We start from the raw sequence: 15,073 nt of genomic DNA on the forward strand, positions 1-15,073 counted from the left end.
GGGCATCAATGCAGACGAAAACCGCTGGAAACGAAAGGGGGGCAACATGCCCCCCTTTTGTCATGCTTGCGGCTTGCGGGCGCGCAGCAGTTCGTCCAGCACCAGCAGCACCGCGCCGCAGGTGATGCCGACGTCGGCCAGATTGAAGGCGGGGAACTGCCAGTCGTTCCAGTAGAAGAGCAGAAAGTCCACCACGTGCCCATACACCACGCGGTCGATGACGTTGCCGATGGCGCCGCCCAGGATCAGCGTCAGCGCCAGGCAAAAGCGCGGCTGGCCGTGCGTGCGGCGCAGCATCCAGACGATGACCACCGCTGCCACGCAACCCAGGCCGGTGAAGAGCCAGCGCTGCCAGCCTTCTTCGGAGGCCAGGAAGCTGAAGGCTGCCCCGCGGTTGAACACCAGCGTGAAGTCAAAGAAAGGCAGGATGTTGACGCGCTCGCCGTACTGGAAGGCCGTGTTGAAGTAGATCTTGGTCAACTGGTCCAGCACGATGATCAGCAAGGCCAGCGCCAGCCAGCCGCCCACGCGCGCCGGCGCGGCGCGGGCGGGGGCGGCGTCCGTCACCCCGTGTTCGGAGGGGCGGGCCATGTTCAAGCCTTGTCGCGGGCTTCGCCCGAGCCGAACAGGTTGGACACGCAGCGGCCGCAGATCTCGGGATGATCGGCGTCCTGGCCCACATCAAGGCGCCAGTGCCAGCAGCGTTCGCACTTCTTGTGAGCCGACGGCGTGACCTCGATGCGGGTTTCGCCTTCGCCAGCGTGCACGGTGGCGCGCGAGACAATCAGCACGAAACGCAGGTCGTCGCCCAGGCTGGCCAGCAATTGCTGGTCTTCGCCGTTGGCGTACAGGTCGACCTCGGCTTGCAGCGACGAACCGATGTCGCCCGCCGTGCGCACTTCTTCCAGCTTGCGCTGGACCTCGGCGCGGATGGCGCGCAGGCGCGCCCACTTGGCGGTAAGCGTCTCGGCGTCGGCAAACGGCGGCAGCACGTGATAGACCTCGGTGAAGATCGTCGTGCGGGCCGCATCGGCCTGGTTCTTCAGGGCCGAAGCCGCCAGTTCCTTCCAGGCCTCTTCGGCCGTGAACGACAGGATGGGCGCCATCAGCTTGAGCAGCGTCTGCGTCACATCCAGCAGGGCCGTCTGCGCCGAGCGGCGCGCGCGGCTGTCCGGCGCGGATGTGTACAGGCGGTCCTTCAGGATGTCCAGATAGAACGCGCCCAGGTCTTCGGAGCAGAAGGTCTGCAGGCGCGAGACGGCCGGATGGAAATCGTAGCGCTCGTAGTTCGCTTGGACTTCCGCCTGCATCTGCGCCGTCATGGCGAGCGCGTAGCGGTCGATCTCGAAGAGCTCGCCGTAGGGCACCGATTGCGACACGGCGTCGAAGTCGGCCAGGTTGGCCAGCAGGAAGCGAAGCGTGTTGCGGATGCGGCGATAGCCTTCCACCACGCGCTTGAGGATTTCGTCCGAGATGGAGAGCTCGCCGGAATAATCGGTGGACGCGACCCACAGGCGCAGGATTTCGGCGCCCAGGGAATCGGACACCTTCTGCGGGGCAATCACGTTGCCGACCGACTTGCTCATCTTGCGTCCCTGGCCGTCCACCACGAAGCCGTGCGTGAGCAGGGCCTTGTAGGGCGGCTGGCCGTAGAGCATGCAGCCAGTCAGCAGCGACGAATGGAACCAGCCGCGATGCTGGTCCGAGCCTTCCAGGTAGAGGTCGGCGGGCCAGCCGAGTTCGGCGCCGTGCGAGCCGGCGAATTCTCCGTCCTTGCCGCCCAGCACCGTGGCGTGCGTGCTGCCCGAATCGAACCACACGTCGAGCGTGTCGCGGTTCTTTTCGTACTGGTCGGCTTCGTCGCCCAGAAGCTCGCGGGGATCGAGCGCCTGCCAGGCCTCGATGCCGCCTTGTTCGACGCGCTGCGCCACCTGTTCAAGCAGCTCGGACGTGCGCGGATGCAGCTCGCCTGTTTCCTTGTGGACGAAGAACGCCATCGGCACGCCCCACTGGCGCTGACGCGACAGGGTCCAGTCCGGGCGGTTGGCGATCATGGCATGCAGGCGGGCGCGGCCCCAGGCAGGGTAGAACGCCGTGGCGTCGATGCCGGCCAGCGCCGATTCGCGCAGGGTGGGGTTGCCGTCCTTGGGCGCGACGTCCATGCCGGCGAACCATTGGCTGGTCGCGCGGTAGATGATGGGCGTCTTGTGGCGCCAGCAGTGCATGTAGCTGTGCTTGTGCTTTTCGACGTGCATCAGCGCGCCGGCTTCCTTGAGGGCTTCGACGATCTTGGGATTCGCGTCCCAGATCGACAGGCCGCCAAAGAGCGCCAGGCTGTCGACGTACTTGCCGTCGCCCATGACCGGGCTGATGAAGTCGGTGTCCTTCATGCCGTGCTCCTTGCATGACATGAAGTCCTCGATACCGTAGGCAGGCGCCGAGTGCACCACGCCAGTGCCGGAGTCGGCCGTGACGTAGTCGCCCAGGTAGACGGGCGCCTTGCGGTCGTAGGCCGCATTGAATTGCGCCAGCGGGTGGCGGAATTCAATGCCGGACAGCGCCTGGCCGGGCGCCGTGGCGATGACTTCGCCTTCGAGTGCCCAGGACTTCAGGCAGTCTTCGACGCGTTCCTTGGCGATGAGCAGCAGGGGGCCGAACTTGGGCGTGGTTTCGGACGTGACCCGCACCAGCGCGTATTCGATTTCCGGATGCACGTTCAGCGCCTGGTTGGACGGGATGGTCCAGGGCGTGGTCGTCCAGATCACGATGGCGCCGTCTTCGACCGATTCCAGGCCGAAGGCCTTGGCCAGTTTGGCGGGTTCGGCAAACGGGAAGGCCACGTCGACAGCCGGGTCCACGCGATCAGCGTATTCCACCTCGGCCTCGGCAAGCGCCGAACCGCAGTCGAAACACCAGTTCACGGGCTTCAGGCCGCGGAATACATAGCCCTTGTCCAGGATACGGCCCAAGGCGCGGATCTCGTCGGCCTCGTTGCTGTAGTTCATCGTCATGTACGGACGATCCCATTCGCCCAGCACGCCCAGGCGCTTGAAGTCCTTGCGCTGGCGGTCGATCTGCTCGAGCGCGTAGGCCCGTGCCTTGGACTGCACGTCCGCCACGGGCAGGTGCTTGCCGTACTTCTTTTCGATCTGGATCTCGATGGGCATGCCGTGGCAATCCCAGCCCGGCACGTAGTGCGCGTCGTAGCCGGCCATGTTGCGGCTCTTGACGATGATGTCCTTCAGGATCTTGTTGACCGCGTGGCCGATGTGAATGTCGCCGTTCGCATAGGGCGGGCCGTCATGCAGGACGAAGCGGGGCCGGCCGCGGCTGGCCGCACGGATCGCCTGGTAGACGTGGTTTTCCTCCCATTGCGCAATCCAGGCGGGCTCGCGCTTGGCGAGGTCGCCCCGCATGGGGAAGGGAGTATCGGGCAGGTTGAGGGTCTTTTTATAGTCCATGAACGGCAAAATAGGCGCGCGCGTTTCGCGCGTCTTCGGCGATGGCGGCAGTCAGGGAAGGGAGATCAGGAAATTTTTCTTCGTCCCGCAGCTTTTGCAGGAATTCGACGCGTACGAGTTTACCGTATGCGTTGACGGTCTCATCGAGCAAGTGTGACTCAAGCAGCACTCTGCCGCGGTCCTCGACCGTCGGCCGCACGCCCAGGCTTGCCACCGCAGGCAGCGCGCGGTCCGCCAACCCGTGAACCTGCACCACGTAGATGCCCGAACGCGCGGCGCATCTTTCGGCCACCCGCAGGTTCATCGTCGGATAGCCCAGGGTCCGGCCAAGCTTCTGGCCGTGGATGACGTGACCGCTGATATGGAAGGGGTGCCCCAGCAGATGACGGGCGCGCTCCAGGTCGCCCACCGCCAGCGCGGTGCGCACCTCGGAGCTGGAAATGCGGTGGCCTTGGCGGTCCGTGACATCGGCCAGCGTCTGGACCTCGAAACCATGCACCATGCCGGCCTCGCGCAGCAGATCGATGTCGCCGCTGCGCTTGTGCCCGAAACGAAAGTCCTCGCCCACCAGCAGCCATTTGGTCTGCAAGCCCTGCACCAGCAGGTGTTCGATGAAGGCATTGGCCGACATTTCAGCCAGCCGGGCATTGAAGCGCTCGACCACGACCTGCGTGATGCCGTAGCGCGCCAGCGCGGCCAGCTTGTCGCGCAGCCCGGAAATGCGGGTCGGCGCCAACTCCGGACGCTGGTTCAGGGTGGCGAAATACTCCCGCGGGTGCGGCTCGAAGGTCATCACGGCCGGGGTGAGACCGCGTTCGCGGGCCACCTGGCAGACGCGGGCAAGCATGGCCTGGTGGCCGCGATGGACGCCGTCGAAATTGCCGATCGTCAGCGCGCAAGGGGCGCGCCGGTCGGGCGGGGGCAGGGATCGGTAGATACGCAGCGATGGTTTCACGAGCGAGAGTTTACAATTTTGGATTACGGGTTTGTTCGTATCCCGCCAGCGTCCTCTCGCGCCGGCGCTCCCGCGCTGCGCGCGCGGGTCGTTTTCCGATGCCGGATCACGGGGGCGGACCCGCCCGATTTCCCTTGGAATTCTTCATCTTGCCGGAAATATCTTCTATCAAGCGCCGCCTCGTCATCCTGATCTCGGGACGGGGCAGCAACATGCAGGCGCTGGTCGAGGCCTGCCGCGACGAATCCTGGCCGGCGGAAATTGCCGCTGTCATCGCCAGCCGTCCCGACGCCGCGGGCCTCGAATGGGCTGCCGGCCAGGGTATCCCCACGGCCGCCCTGTATCACAAGGACTACGCCAGCCGCGAAGCCTTCGACACCGCGCTGGCCGCCGAAATCGACCGGTACGAGCCCGACTACGTCATCCTGGCTGGATTCATGCGGGTGCTCACGCCCGGTTTCGTGAATCACTACGCCGGCCGCCTGGTCAACATCCATCCTTCCTTGCTGCCCGCGTTTCCGGGGCTGCATACGCACGCCCAGGCCCTGGCGACGGGCGTGCGCGTGCATGGCTGTACCGTGCACTTCGTCACGCCGGTCCTGGACCACGGCCCCATCATTGCCCAGGGTTGCGTGCCGGTCCTGGCCGGCGACACCCCGGAGTTGCTGGCCGAGCGCGTGCTGGCCGTCGAACACCAGGCTTTTCCGGCTGCCGTTCGCTGGCTGGCCGAAGGCCGGGTTACCCTGACAAACGATCACCGCGTGGCCGTCCAGGGCGACCCCGTGCGCCTTTTTTCCTGGACGCCGGCCGTCTGAACGGCCTGAAAAGCATTTATCGGGCGCGAGCGCCTGCGCCCCACTGGACTACACCATGACCAAACCCCAATCCCCGCGTTCCCGGCTGGCCGGCTCCTTCGGCGCCGCCACGGAAGGCCGCGACGGCCGATCCTTCTTCTCCCGCCCCAAGGGCGACGCCCGCAAACCGGCGCCCCGCGACCGGTCCGAATCCGGCGACCGCGCCCGTGACGATCGCGGTGGCGATCGCGGCGGCTATGGCCAGGAGCGCGGCGAAGCCCGCGGTGGCGACCGCAATTCGTACGGCCAGGATCGCCGCGAAGGCCAGGGCCGCCCGGATTCGCGCTCGTCCTTCGGCGGGCAGCGTGGCGAAGGCCGCGGCGGCGACCGCAATTCATACAGCCAGGATCGCCGCGAAGGCCAGGGCCGCCCGGATTCGCGCTCGTCCTTCGGCGGGCCGCGCGGCGAAGGACGCGGTGGCGACCGCAATTCGTACGGCCAGGATCGCCGCGAAGGCCAAGGCCGTCCGGATTCCCGCGCGTCTTTCGGCGGCCCGCGTGGCGAAGGCCGCGGTGGCGACCGCAATTCGTACGGCCAAGATCGGCGCGACGGCCAGGGCCGTCCGGATTCCCGCGCGTCTTTCGGCGGCCCGCGTGGCGAAGGCCGCGGTGGCGACCGCAATTCGTACGGCCAGGACCGCCGCGAAGGCCAGGGCCGCCCAGATTCGCGCTCGTCGTTCGGCGGACAGCGCGGCGAAGGCCGTGGTGGCGACCGCGGTTCGTATGGACAGGACCGCCGCGAAGGGCAGGGCCGCCCGGATTCCCGTTCCTTCGATTCCCGTGCCTCCAGCGGTCAACGTGGCGAACACCGTGGCGGCGATCACGCCCCGCAAAAGCCCCAATCCAACCGCCCGCGCCTCTCGCACGGCGCCATCCGCATCGACCAGGTGCAACGCGTACTGGGCGAGATCCTGCAATGGACTTATCCGGCCGACGCTGCGCTGTCGCACTGGCTGCGCCACCACCCGAACCTGGGCGCGCGCGACCGCTCCGAAGTCGCAGAGGCCGTTTATGACGTGCTGCGTCACCTTCGACGCTACCGCCAGTACGCGGAAAGCGGCGTCGGCCCCGCTTCGCGCCGCCTGGCCATTCTGGGACTGAATGCCACGGTGGGCGCAGAACCCCTGCAAGAGGGCATGGACGCTGCCGAAGCCGAATGGCTGCAGCGCGTGTCGCGCATCGACGTGGCGACCTTGCCCCGCGCCGTGCGCGGCAGCATTCCCGATTGGCTGGACGAGCGCCTGAGCGCCATGGAAAGCCCGGACACGCTGGTCGAGGCCTTGAACCGTCAGGCCAGCCTGGACTTGCGCGTGAACCCGCTCAAGACCGAGCGCGACGCCATGCTGGCCGAACTGCAGCAAAGCGCGGGCCGCTATGAGCCGACGGCGATGCCTTTTTCGCCGTGGGGCATCCGCATGCAAGGGCGGCCCGCCATCAACCGGTGGCCCCAATTCGAGAACGGCAGCATCGAAGTCCAGGACGAAGGCAGCCAGTTGCTCGCGCTCCTGGTCGCTCCCCGGCGCGGTGAGATGATCATCGATTTCTGCGCGGGCGCGGGCGGCAAGACGCTGCTTCTGGGCGCGCTGATGCGTTCGACCGGCCGTTTGTACGCCTTTGACGTCTCGGCGGCCCGGCTGGCGCGCGCCAAGCCGCGTTTTGCGCGCAGCGGCCTGTCGAATGTCGTGCCGGTGGTGATCGACAATGAAAACGATGCGCGCGTGAAGCGCCTGGCTGGCAAGGCGCAACGCGTGCTGGTCGATGCGCCCTGCAGCGGCATCGGCACCCTGCGCCGCAATCCGGACCTGAAATGGCGTCAGCACCCCGAGGCGCTGGCTGAACTGGGTCAGCTTCAAGAGCGCATCCTGAACAGCGCGGCGCGCTGCGTCGCGCCCGGCGGGCGTCTGGTCTACGCCACGTGCAGCCTGCTGGCCGAAGAGAACGAAGTCCAGGCCGACCGGTTTCTCGCCAGCCACCCGGATTTCGAACGCGTGGACGCCGCCGAAATCCTGGGCGCGCGGTGCGAGACCCTGAAGCTGGAAGGTCCTTACGTGCAGTTGCGCCCGGACGTGCACGGCACCGACGGGTTCTTTGCCGCCGTGTTCGAGCGCAAGAAGAAGGCAGCGGCTACCGGTGCCGCTGAAGCTTCGGAGAGCGCCGAAGACGCCAAGGAGTCGGAGTTTGCCGAGCCGGTGGCCGCCGAGGAAGCCGGCGCCGAAACGGCCTTGCAGGAGGAAGCCGGCGTCAAGGACCCGGCGTGACGCCTACCGTCGCGCTGTAGCGGCGGGTTCCGATCGTCTTGTTCTGGTACTTCACTTCCCAGGACAGGGTGTCGGAGCCCGGCCGGTCGGCCTGGTAGACCACCTGCGCCACCGGCACCGACTTGTAGGCGCAGCGCCCGGAATCGTTGGATTGTCCGCGCGTCTGCAGGATGCTGGCCTTGCCCAGCGTCGGCATCTGGGTGATCGCGACGCGCGGCGCCCGCAACGCCAGGCAGTCCGACCCACGAATCTCATAGTAAGAGGCCAGGACGGCAACGTCTCCGGACTTCAGCGTTTGCGCCTGGGCAGAGGCCGAAAACCCCACGCCAAGCGTGGCGAGGGCGATGAAAAAACGGTGACGCATTGGATTCAGGGACATTAGTGGGACAAAAGAGACAGTTTTGGGGCGCGACGGCGGGCAGTGTGCCCGGCTATCGTGGCGTCTTCAAGACGGCTGGCTTGCCTGACTGGAACTTTAATCGCCAAATGTAGCCAAAACCCGGTGCCGTTGCGAAAGTCGCAGCTCTCCCTCTCGGGGGGGCGTGGACACCGGAATGGCGCCGTTGAAGGCTCTGCGTGCGCCCAAAGCGCCGCGAGCGCGGCTTTTTTGGTCAAAACCGCGGCTTAGTCCTTGATTTCTCTCAATAACTATTTTGAAACTAGATTGTCATCAGACGGCTAAGGTAAGCTAAACTTTCAGCCACTTCTCATGCGAGGCTCATAACAGCTTTATGGATTACATCCTCTCCTTCATTGCCGGCGGCCTGACCCAAGCGACTTGGTGGCAGATCGTCGTTTTCACTTTGGTCGTGACGCACATCACGATTGTTGCGGTCACGGTTTTTCTCCATCGCAGCCAAGCGCACCGCGGTCTGGATCTTCATCCGGCTGTCATGCACTTCTTCCGCTTCTGGCTCTGGATGACGACCGGCATGGTCACCAAGGAATGGGTGGCCATTCACCGCAAGCATCACGCCAAATGCGAAAAAGAAGGTGACCCGCACTCGCCCATGCTGTTCGGCATCTGGAAGGTGCTGTTCCGCGGCGCGGAGCTGTACCGCGAAGAGTCGAACAACAAGGAAACCATGGCCAAGTTCGGTCACGGCACGCCTGACGACTGGCTCGAGCGCAACGTCTACAGCAAGCACAGCCTGTGGGGCGTGCTGACCATGCTCGCCATCGACATCGCCCTGTTCGGCGCCATCGGCGTCACCGTCTGGGCTGTCCAGATGGCCTGGATTCCCTTCTGGGCCGCCGGCGTCGTCAACGGCATCGGCCACTTCTGGGGCTACCGCAACTACAACAGCCCGGACACCAGCACCAACGTGTTCCCGTGGGGCATCGTGATCGGCGGCGAAGAGCTGCACAACAACCACCATGCCCACGGCACGTCCGCCAAGTTCTCGGCCAAGTGGTATGAGTTCGACATCGGCTGGTGCTACATCAACATCCTGAAGTTCTTCGGCCTGGCCAAGATCAAGAAGGTTGCGCCCAAGCTCAAGCTGGACGACTCCCGCACGGGCATCGACCTGCGCACGCTGCAAGGCGTGATCACGCACCGCTACGAAGTCATGGCCCGCTATGCGGACGTGATCAAGAGCGCCGCCCGCGAAGAGCTGGCCAAGCTGAAGGCCTCGCGCCAGGAAGGCAACGCCGAATGCGGCTACACCAAGCTGCACAGCGTGCGCCGTGCCATCCATCGCAACGAAGAAATCCTGCAGCCCGAGCAACTGGCTGCCGTGGACAAGGCCATTGCCCAGAACAAGTCGCTGTCGACGCTGGTGCAGATGCGCCGTGAACTCGGCCGCATCTGGGAAAGCTCCAGCGCCAGCAGCGAACAACTTCTTCATGACCTGCAGGCCTGGTGCCAGCGCGCCCAGCAAAGCGGCATCGCTGGGCTTGAGCAGTTCGCTCAACATCTGCGCCGCTACGCGGCATGATGCTAGAGAAGCTCAATCCTGAACAACGCGCCGCAGTAACGTTAGAACCGCAGCACGCCCTGGTCTTGGCCGGGGCGGGCAGCGGCAAGACCCGGGTGCTCACCACCCGCATGGCCTGGCTGATTCAAACCGGCCAGGCTTCGCCTTTTGGGCTTCTGGCGGTCACGTTCACCAACAAGGCAGCCCGCGAGATGCTGGCGCGCATGTCGGCCATCCTGCCGATCGATACGCGCGGCCTCTGGATCGGCACGTTCCACGGCCTTTGCAACCGCATGCTGCGCGCGCATCACCGCGACGCAGGCCTGCCGCAGAGCTTTCAGATCCTGGACGTCACGGACCAGCTTGCGGCCATCAAGCGCCTCATGAAGGCCAACGGCGTGGACGACGAAAAGTACCCGCCCCGCGATGTGCAGCGCTTCATCAACGGCGCCAAGGAAGAGGGGCTGCGCCCCGCCGACGTCGAAGCATACGACGCGCACCGCCGCCGCCTGATCGAGATCTACCAGCTCTACGAAGCGCAGTGCCAACGCGAAGGCGTGGTCGACTTTGCCGAGCTGCTGTTGCGCGCCTATGAGCTGCTGTCGCGCAACGCGCCCGTGCGCGAGCACTACCAGCGCCGGTTCCGCCACATCCTCGTCGACGAGTTCCAGGACACCAACACGCTGCAGTACAAGTGGCTTCGCCTGCTGGCGGGCGGTGGCGCGGCCATCTTCGCCGTGGGCGACGACGACCAGTCCATCTATGCCTTCCGCGGCGCCAACGTCGGCAACATGGCCGACTTCGAGCGCGACTATGCGCATGGCACCGTGATCCGCCTGGAGCAGAACTACCGCTCGTACGGTCATATCCTGGATTCGGCCAACGCGCTCATCGGCCACAACTCGGGACGCCTGGGCAAGAATCTCTGGACCGACCAGGGCGAGGGCGAACCGGTGCGCGTCATCGAGCAGCCGTCCGATGGCATGGAAGCGCAGTGGATCGTGGACGAGATCCGTTCCCTCATCCACGAAGGCAGCGACCGCCGGGAAATCGCCGTGCTGTATCGCAGCAACGCGCAGTCGCGCGTCATCGAGCACGCCATTTTCTCGGCCGGCATCCCGTACAAGGTGTATGGCGGCCTGCGCTTTTTTGAGCGCCAGGAAATCAAGCACGCGCTGGCCTACCTGCGCCTGATGGCCAATCCGCACGACGATACGTCGTGGATGCGGGTGGTCAATTTCCCGACGCGCGGGATCGGGGCACGCACGCTCGAACAGCTGGCCGATGCCGCGCGCGAGCACGACACCAGCCTGTATGGCGCGGTAGCGCGGGTTGCGGGCAAGGGCGGATCCAATCTGGCCCAGTTCGCGCAGCTGATTCATCGGCTCATCGAAGAAACCCGCGAGCTGCCGCTGCCCGAAATGGTCGAGCACATGCTCGAGGCCAGCGGCCTGAACGCCCACTACAAGGCCGAGCGCGAAGGCGCCGAACGGCTGGAAAACCTGAACGAACTCATCACGGCCGCGGCGGTGTTTGCGTCCGAGGAAAACTACGACGGCATGCCCGCCGGCCAGGTGCCGGACGGTGACACGTCCTCCACGCTCATGCCGGGTGTGGTGGACGCGCCGGCGGTTGCAGGCGACAACCTGACGCCCCTGGCCGCGTTCCTGTCGCATGCGGCGCTCGAGGCCGGCGACAACCAGGCCCAGCAAGGCCAGGATGCCGTCCAGCTCATGACGGTGCATGCTGCCAAGGGCCTGGAATTCGACGCCGTGTTCATCACCGGCCTGGAGGAAGGGCTGTTCCCGCACGAGAACAGCATCCTCGAGCCGGCCGGCCTGGAAGAAGAACGCCGCCTCATGTACGTGGCGATCACGCGCGCGCGGCAGCGCCTGTACATCAGCCTGGCGCAAAGCCGGATGCTGCATGGCCAGACGCGATACGCCATGCGCTCGCGCTTTCTGGATGAAATTCCCGAGCAGCACCTGAAGTGGCTGACCCCCAAGGCCGGACTGGCCCCGGTCAGCGCGACGGGTGCAGGGTGGGGCGGCGGCAACCGCGGCGATGCCTTTGGCCGCAAGCCGACCAACACCATTGCGCCGCGTCAACCCCGCGGTGTCGCTACCGGCGTCACGGTGGGCGACAAGCAGTATCGTGTGGGGCAGGGTGTGCGTCACGCGCGTTTCGGCGACGGCACGATCATCGGCCTGAGCGGCGCGGGACAGGACGCCCAGGCGGAAATCCACTTCCGCGATGTCGGCGCCAAAACCTTGGCGCTTGGCATCGCCAAGCTCGACATTGTTCAGGGTTGACACATATGGCCAACAACGATTCCCCCAAAGCCGAGCTGGCGTCCCTGCGCGCCGAAGTCGACGAGATCGACCAGCAGATCATGCTGCTGCTGGGTGTGCGGTTCCGTTGCACGGACATGATCGGCGAACTGAAAACCAACCACGGGATGGATCTGGTGGACCCCAGGCGCGAGGCCCAGCAGGTCGAGCGCATCCGGCGCCTGGCCCTGGAAGCCGGCGTGCCGCCCGATCTGGCCGAGACCATCCTGCGCGAAGTGATCGACACCGTGATCGACAACCACACCCGCCTGCGCGAGCGTCCTTACTCGTGACCGCCGGCGCGCGCCCGAGGCCTGTCAGGCAAGTGCGCGGGTATAGGCCAGCCGAAAACAGCTAGCCCAAAAAAACCGGCCCCAATTTGGGGCCGGTTTCTATTTGAAGCCCGCTTATATTTGGGCCCGCTTCTTTTGGGTCAGGCTTCGCTCTGGTCGATCTCTTCCAGCGAGCCCTGCAGCTCCAGCCACTGCTCTTCCAGTTCCCCCATGCGCTTGCCGTGTTCGCCGTGGTCCGCCATCACTTTCTGGCGCTCGGCGCGACGCGCGTCGGAATACAGGTCCGGATCGGCAATCACCGCGTCCAGGGCCGCGAGCTTGCCCCGAAGCTTTTCCATTTCGGATTCCACCTTGGCCAGCTTGGACTCCAGCGGCTTGCGCAGGGCGGACAGGCGTTGCCGCTGTTCGGCTTCGGCGCGGCGCTGCGCCTTGCGATCGACGACGGGGTCATTGCCGTTTTCGGCGTTTTCCCGCGCCTCGGCGCGTTCGTCCGCATTGCGCGCGGCCAGCCAGTCGCGGTAGTCCTCCAGGTCGCCGTCGAACTCGCGCACCGCGCCGTCCGCCACGATCCAGAAGCTGTCCACGGTAGTGCGCAGCAGATGTCGATCGTGCGACACGAGCAGCATGCTGCCGCCGAAGTCTGCCAGGGCGGTGGCCAAGGCCTCGCGCGTCTCGACGTCCAAGTGGTTGCTGGGCTCGTCCAGCAGCAGCAGATTGGGCTTCTGCCAGACGATGAGCGACAGCGCCAGGCGCGCCTTTTCGCCGCCCGACATCGGGCCCACCTTGCTGGTGACGGTATCGCCCGAGAAACCGAAACCGCCCAGGTAATTGCGCAGTTCCTGCTCGCGAGCCTCGGGCGCCAGGCGGGCCAGGTGCGCGATTGGCGTGCTGTCCACGTCCAGCATGTCGAGCTGGTGCTGGTGGAAGTATCCGATCGCCAGACCGCGCGAGGCGCGGCGCTCGCCGGCCTGCACGGGCAGTTCCTCGGCCAGGGTCTTGATCAGTGTGCTCTTGCCGGCGCCGTTGGCGCCCAGCACGCCCACGCGGCTGCCCGCGCGAACCATCAGCGTCACATCGCGCAGGATGGGCACGGCATTGCCTTCGGCGTCCGTGTAGCCCGCCGACAGATGCTCAAGCGTCAGCAGCGGATCCGGCACCTGGTCGGGTGAGGGGATGCGAATGTCGATGCCGGCTTCCGCTTGCAGCGGCGCCAGCACCTGCATGCGCGCCAACGCCTTCACGCGGCTCTGCGCCTGCTTGGCCTTGGACGCCTTGGCCTTGAAGCGGTCGATGAAGCCTTGCAGGCGGGCCGCCTCGCGTGTCTGGCGGTCGTAGGCGATGCTGGACTGGCGCAGGCGCTCGGCGCGCTGCGTCAGGAAGTCGCCATAGCCGCCGCGATACCGCGTCAGCTTGGCATGGTCGAAATGCAGGATCGACCGCGCGACCGCATCCAGGAACTCGGTGTCGTGGGAGATCAGCATGACGGTGCCTTCATAGGCGGCCAGCCATTTCTCCAGCCACAGCATCGCGTCCAGATCCAGGTGGTTCGTGGGCTCGTCCAGCAGCAACAGCTCGGATGGGGCCATCAGCGCGCGGGCCAGCGCAAGGCGCATGCGCCAGCCGCCCGAAAAGCTCTCGACCGGTTGCGTCCATTCGGCAGGCTTGAAGCCCAGGCCGGCCAGGAGTTGCTCGGCACGGGAGGCCGCGCTCCAGGCGCCGGCTTCCACCAGCGCGGCTTCCACTTCGGCGATCTGCGTGCCCTGGTCGTCGGACAGCGCCGCGCGCTGCGCCTGCAATGCGCGCAGATGCGTGTCGCCGTCGATCACGAACTCGCGGGCAGGGCGGTCGTCCGCGTGCAGTTCCTGCTCGACGCTGGCGATGCGCCAACCGGCGGGTAGCGACAAGGTGCCGGCGTCTGCGTCCAGCGCGCCGGTCAGCAGCGCGAACAGCGAGGACTTGCCCGCGCCGTTCTTGCCCACGATGCCTACCCGTTCCCCCGGGTTCACGACAAATTCGGCGCCGTCCAGCAGCACTTTCGTGCCGCGGCGCAGGGTCAATCCGTTGGCGCGTATCACAGGCTCAGTTGCTCGCGGGTAAGGAGCAGAAGCTGGTCCGAGGCTTCCTCGGTGTCCAGCCAGACGGGCGACAGCTGCGGGAAGGCGGCCTCGAAGAAATCGCGCTCATGGCCGATTTCAAGCACCAGCACGCCGTTCTCCGACAGGTATTGCGGGGCGGCTTGCAGGATGCGGCGCACGAGGTCCATGCCGTCGTCGCCGCCGGCAAGCGCCAGTTGCGGTTCGTGCAGGTATTCCTGCGGCAGGGCACGCATCGAGCCGCTGTTCACGTAGGGAGGATTGCAGACGATCACGTCGTATTCGCGCGGGGGCAGGGCGTCGAAGAGGTTGCTTTCGTGCAAATCCAGGCGGTCGGCAAGCCCGTAGTCGTCGACGTTGCGGCGCGCGACTTCCAGGGCGTCGGGGGACACGTCCACCGCGTCCACGTGCGCGTACGGGAAGGCCAGCGCCGCCAGGATCGCCAGGCAGCCGGAGCCGGTGCACATGTCCAGCACGTTTTCCACGGCCAGCGCATCCTGCACCCACGGCGACAGCCCCTCGTCCAGCAGCTCGGCGATGGGCGAGCGCGGCACGATCACGCGCTTGTCCACGTAGAACCGGTGGCCGCGAAGCCAGGCTTCGTTCGTCAGGTACGCGGCGGGCACGCGCTCGGCCACGCGACGGTCCAGCAGGTCCAGCACACGCTCGCGCTCTTCGCGCACGACGCGCGCATCCAGGAACGGATCCAGCGTGTCCAGCGGCAGGTGCAGCGCGTGCAGGGTCAGGTAGACCGCCTCGTCCCAGGCATTGTCGCTGCCGTGTCCCAGCGACACCTGGGCGCCGTTCAGGCGCGAGACGCCGTAGCGGATCAGGTCGCGCACGGTCTGCAGTTCGTCGCGGGAGGTTGCGTTCGTATCAGGCATTCAAATCACCGTCCCAGGGGGAAAACG

General features: G+C 66.1%; 12 protein-coding genes. 5 read left to right on the forward strand and 7 right to left on the reverse strand.

Annotated features, from left to right (window positions below; all coding sequences use genetic code 11):
* Nucleotides 1–60 precede the first annotated feature (60 nt).
* The 3 genes from lspA to FBY20_RS22610 are packed head-to-tail and all read right to left on the reverse strand — an operon-like array spanning nt 61 to nt 4,416.
* Nucleotides 61–591: a signal peptidase II gene (lspA, locus tag FBY20_RS22600; protein ID WP_062840705.1), complete on the reverse strand. Its 531-nt coding sequence runs from the start codon at nt 589–591 to the stop codon at nt 61–63.
* Between the two features lie 2 nt (nt 592–593).
* Nucleotides 594–3,461, reverse strand: a complete 2,868-nt coding sequence (ileS, locus tag FBY20_RS22605) for an isoleucine--tRNA ligase (protein WP_142054715.1) — start codon at nt 3,459–3,461, stop codon at nt 594–596.
* Nucleotides 3,451–4,416 carry a bifunctional riboflavin kinase/FAD synthetase gene (locus FBY20_RS22610; protein WP_063955488.1) on the reverse strand — a complete coding sequence of 322 codons (966 nt, stop codon included), beginning with the start codon at nt 4,414–4,416 and terminating at the stop codon, nt 3,451–3,453. The genes ileS and FBY20_RS22610 overlap by 11 nt, the downstream gene beginning before the upstream one ends.
* A gap of 158 nt (nt 4,417–4,574) precedes the next feature.
* Here FBY20_RS22610 and purN point away from each other — a divergent pair, with 158 nt between their 5' ends.
* The gene (purN, locus tag FBY20_RS22615) at nt 4,575–5,231 is read left to right on the forward strand and encodes a phosphoribosylglycinamide formyltransferase (protein ID WP_174245488.1); all 657 of its coding nucleotides are present in this window, start codon (nt 4,575–4,577) and stop codon (nt 5,229–5,231) included.
* A 925-nt stretch (nt 5,232–6,156) separates the two neighbouring features.
* Nucleotides 6,157–7,527 carry an RsmB/NOP family class I SAM-dependent RNA methyltransferase gene (locus FBY20_RS22620; RefSeq protein WP_142056161.1) on the forward strand — a complete coding sequence of 457 codons (1,371 nt, stop codon included), beginning with the start codon at nt 6,157–6,159 and terminating at the stop codon, nt 7,525–7,527.
* On the opposite strand, the gene FBY20_RS22625 is transcribed toward FBY20_RS22620, so the two are convergent.
* Together FBY20_RS22625 and FBY20_RS28155 are read right to left on the reverse strand one after the other, a co-directional pair.
* Entirely contained in the window at nt 7,511–7,891 is a 381-nt protein-coding gene (locus tag FBY20_RS22625) for a hypothetical protein (RefSeq protein WP_227741253.1), read from the reverse strand. The two genes, FBY20_RS22620 and FBY20_RS22625, sit on opposite strands and share 17 nt — an antisense overlap.
* Before the next feature lie 343 nt (nt 7,892–8,234).
* Nucleotides 8,235–8,411: a hypothetical protein gene (locus FBY20_RS28155; RefSeq protein WP_370458371.1), complete on the reverse strand. Its 177-nt coding sequence runs from the start codon at nt 8,409–8,411 to the stop codon at nt 8,235–8,237.
* On the opposite strand from FBY20_RS28155, the gene FBY20_RS22630 reads away from it, so the two are divergent.
* Genes FBY20_RS22630 through FBY20_RS22640 form a run of 3 tightly spaced genes read left to right on the forward strand, consistent with a single transcriptional unit; the run spans nt 8,331 to nt 12,069 of the window.
* Entirely contained in the window at nt 8,331–9,467 is a 1,137-nt protein-coding gene (locus FBY20_RS22630) for a fatty acid desaturase (protein WP_369818561.1), read from the forward strand. The two genes, FBY20_RS28155 and FBY20_RS22630, sit on opposite strands and share 81 nt — an antisense overlap.
* Complete coding sequence (locus FBY20_RS22635) at nt 9,464–11,758, forward strand: UvrD-helicase domain-containing protein (RefSeq protein ID WP_056324422.1); 2,295 nt, start codon at nt 9,464–9,466, stop codon at nt 11,756–11,758. Before FBY20_RS22630 ends, FBY20_RS22635 begins: the two co-directional genes overlap by 4 nt.
* Nucleotides 11,759–11,763: 5 nt before the next feature.
* The gene (locus FBY20_RS22640; RefSeq protein ID WP_056324424.1) at nt 11,764–12,069 is read left to right on the forward strand and encodes a chorismate mutase; all 306 of its coding nucleotides are present in this window, start codon (nt 11,764–11,766) and stop codon (nt 12,067–12,069) included.
* A 140-nt stretch (nt 12,070–12,209) separates the two neighbouring features.
* Here the strand turns inward: FBY20_RS22640 and FBY20_RS22645 are convergent, their stop codons facing one another.
* Together FBY20_RS22645 and prmB are read right to left on the reverse strand one after the other, a co-directional pair.
* Complete coding sequence (locus tag FBY20_RS22645; protein ID WP_142054720.1) at nt 12,210–14,144, reverse strand: ABC-F family ATP-binding cassette domain-containing protein; 1,935 nt, start codon at nt 14,142–14,144, stop codon at nt 12,210–12,212.
* Entirely contained in the window at nt 14,141–15,046 is a 906-nt protein-coding gene (prmB, locus tag FBY20_RS22650) for a 50S ribosomal protein L3 N(5)-glutamine methyltransferase (RefSeq protein WP_142054722.1), read from the reverse strand. Before prmB ends, FBY20_RS22645 begins: the two co-directional genes overlap by 4 nt.
* Nucleotides 15,047–15,073: the final 27 nt, after the last annotated feature.

Source organism: Achromobacter sp. SLBN-14 (assembly GCF_006715415.1).
Lineage (GTDB): Bacteria > Pseudomonadota > Gammaproteobacteria > Burkholderiales > Burkholderiaceae_B > Achromobacter > Achromobacter mucicolens.

What these genes read in the sequence shown, in the direction of transcription:
- lspA (WP_062840705.1), bottom strand. Translation starts at nt 591, where the DNA reads ATGGCCCGCCCCTCCGAACACGGGGTGACGGACGCCGCCCCCGCCCGC.
- ileS (WP_142054715.1), bottom strand. Translation starts at nt 3,461, where the DNA reads ATGGACTATAAAAAGACCCTCAACCTGCCCGATACTCCCTTCCCCATG.
- FBY20_RS22625 (WP_227741253.1), bottom strand. Translation starts at nt 7,891, where the DNA reads ATGCGTCACCGTTTTTTCATCGCCCTCGCCACGCTTGGCGTGGGGTTT.
- FBY20_RS28155 (WP_370458371.1), bottom strand. Translation starts at nt 8,411, where the DNA reads ATGAAGATCCAGACCGCGGTGCGCTTGGCTGCGATGGAGAAAAACCGT.
- FBY20_RS22635 (WP_056324422.1), top strand. Translation starts at nt 9,464, where the DNA reads ATGATGCTAGAGAAGCTCAATCCTGAACAACGCGCCGCAGTAACGTTA.
- FBY20_RS22640 (WP_056324424.1), top strand. Translation starts at nt 11,764, where the DNA reads ATGGCCAACAACGATTCCCCCAAAGCCGAGCTGGCGTCCCTGCGCGCC.
- prmB (WP_142054722.1), bottom strand. Translation starts at nt 15,046, where the DNA reads ATGCCTGATACGAACGCAACCTCCCGCGACGAACTGCAGACCGTGCGC.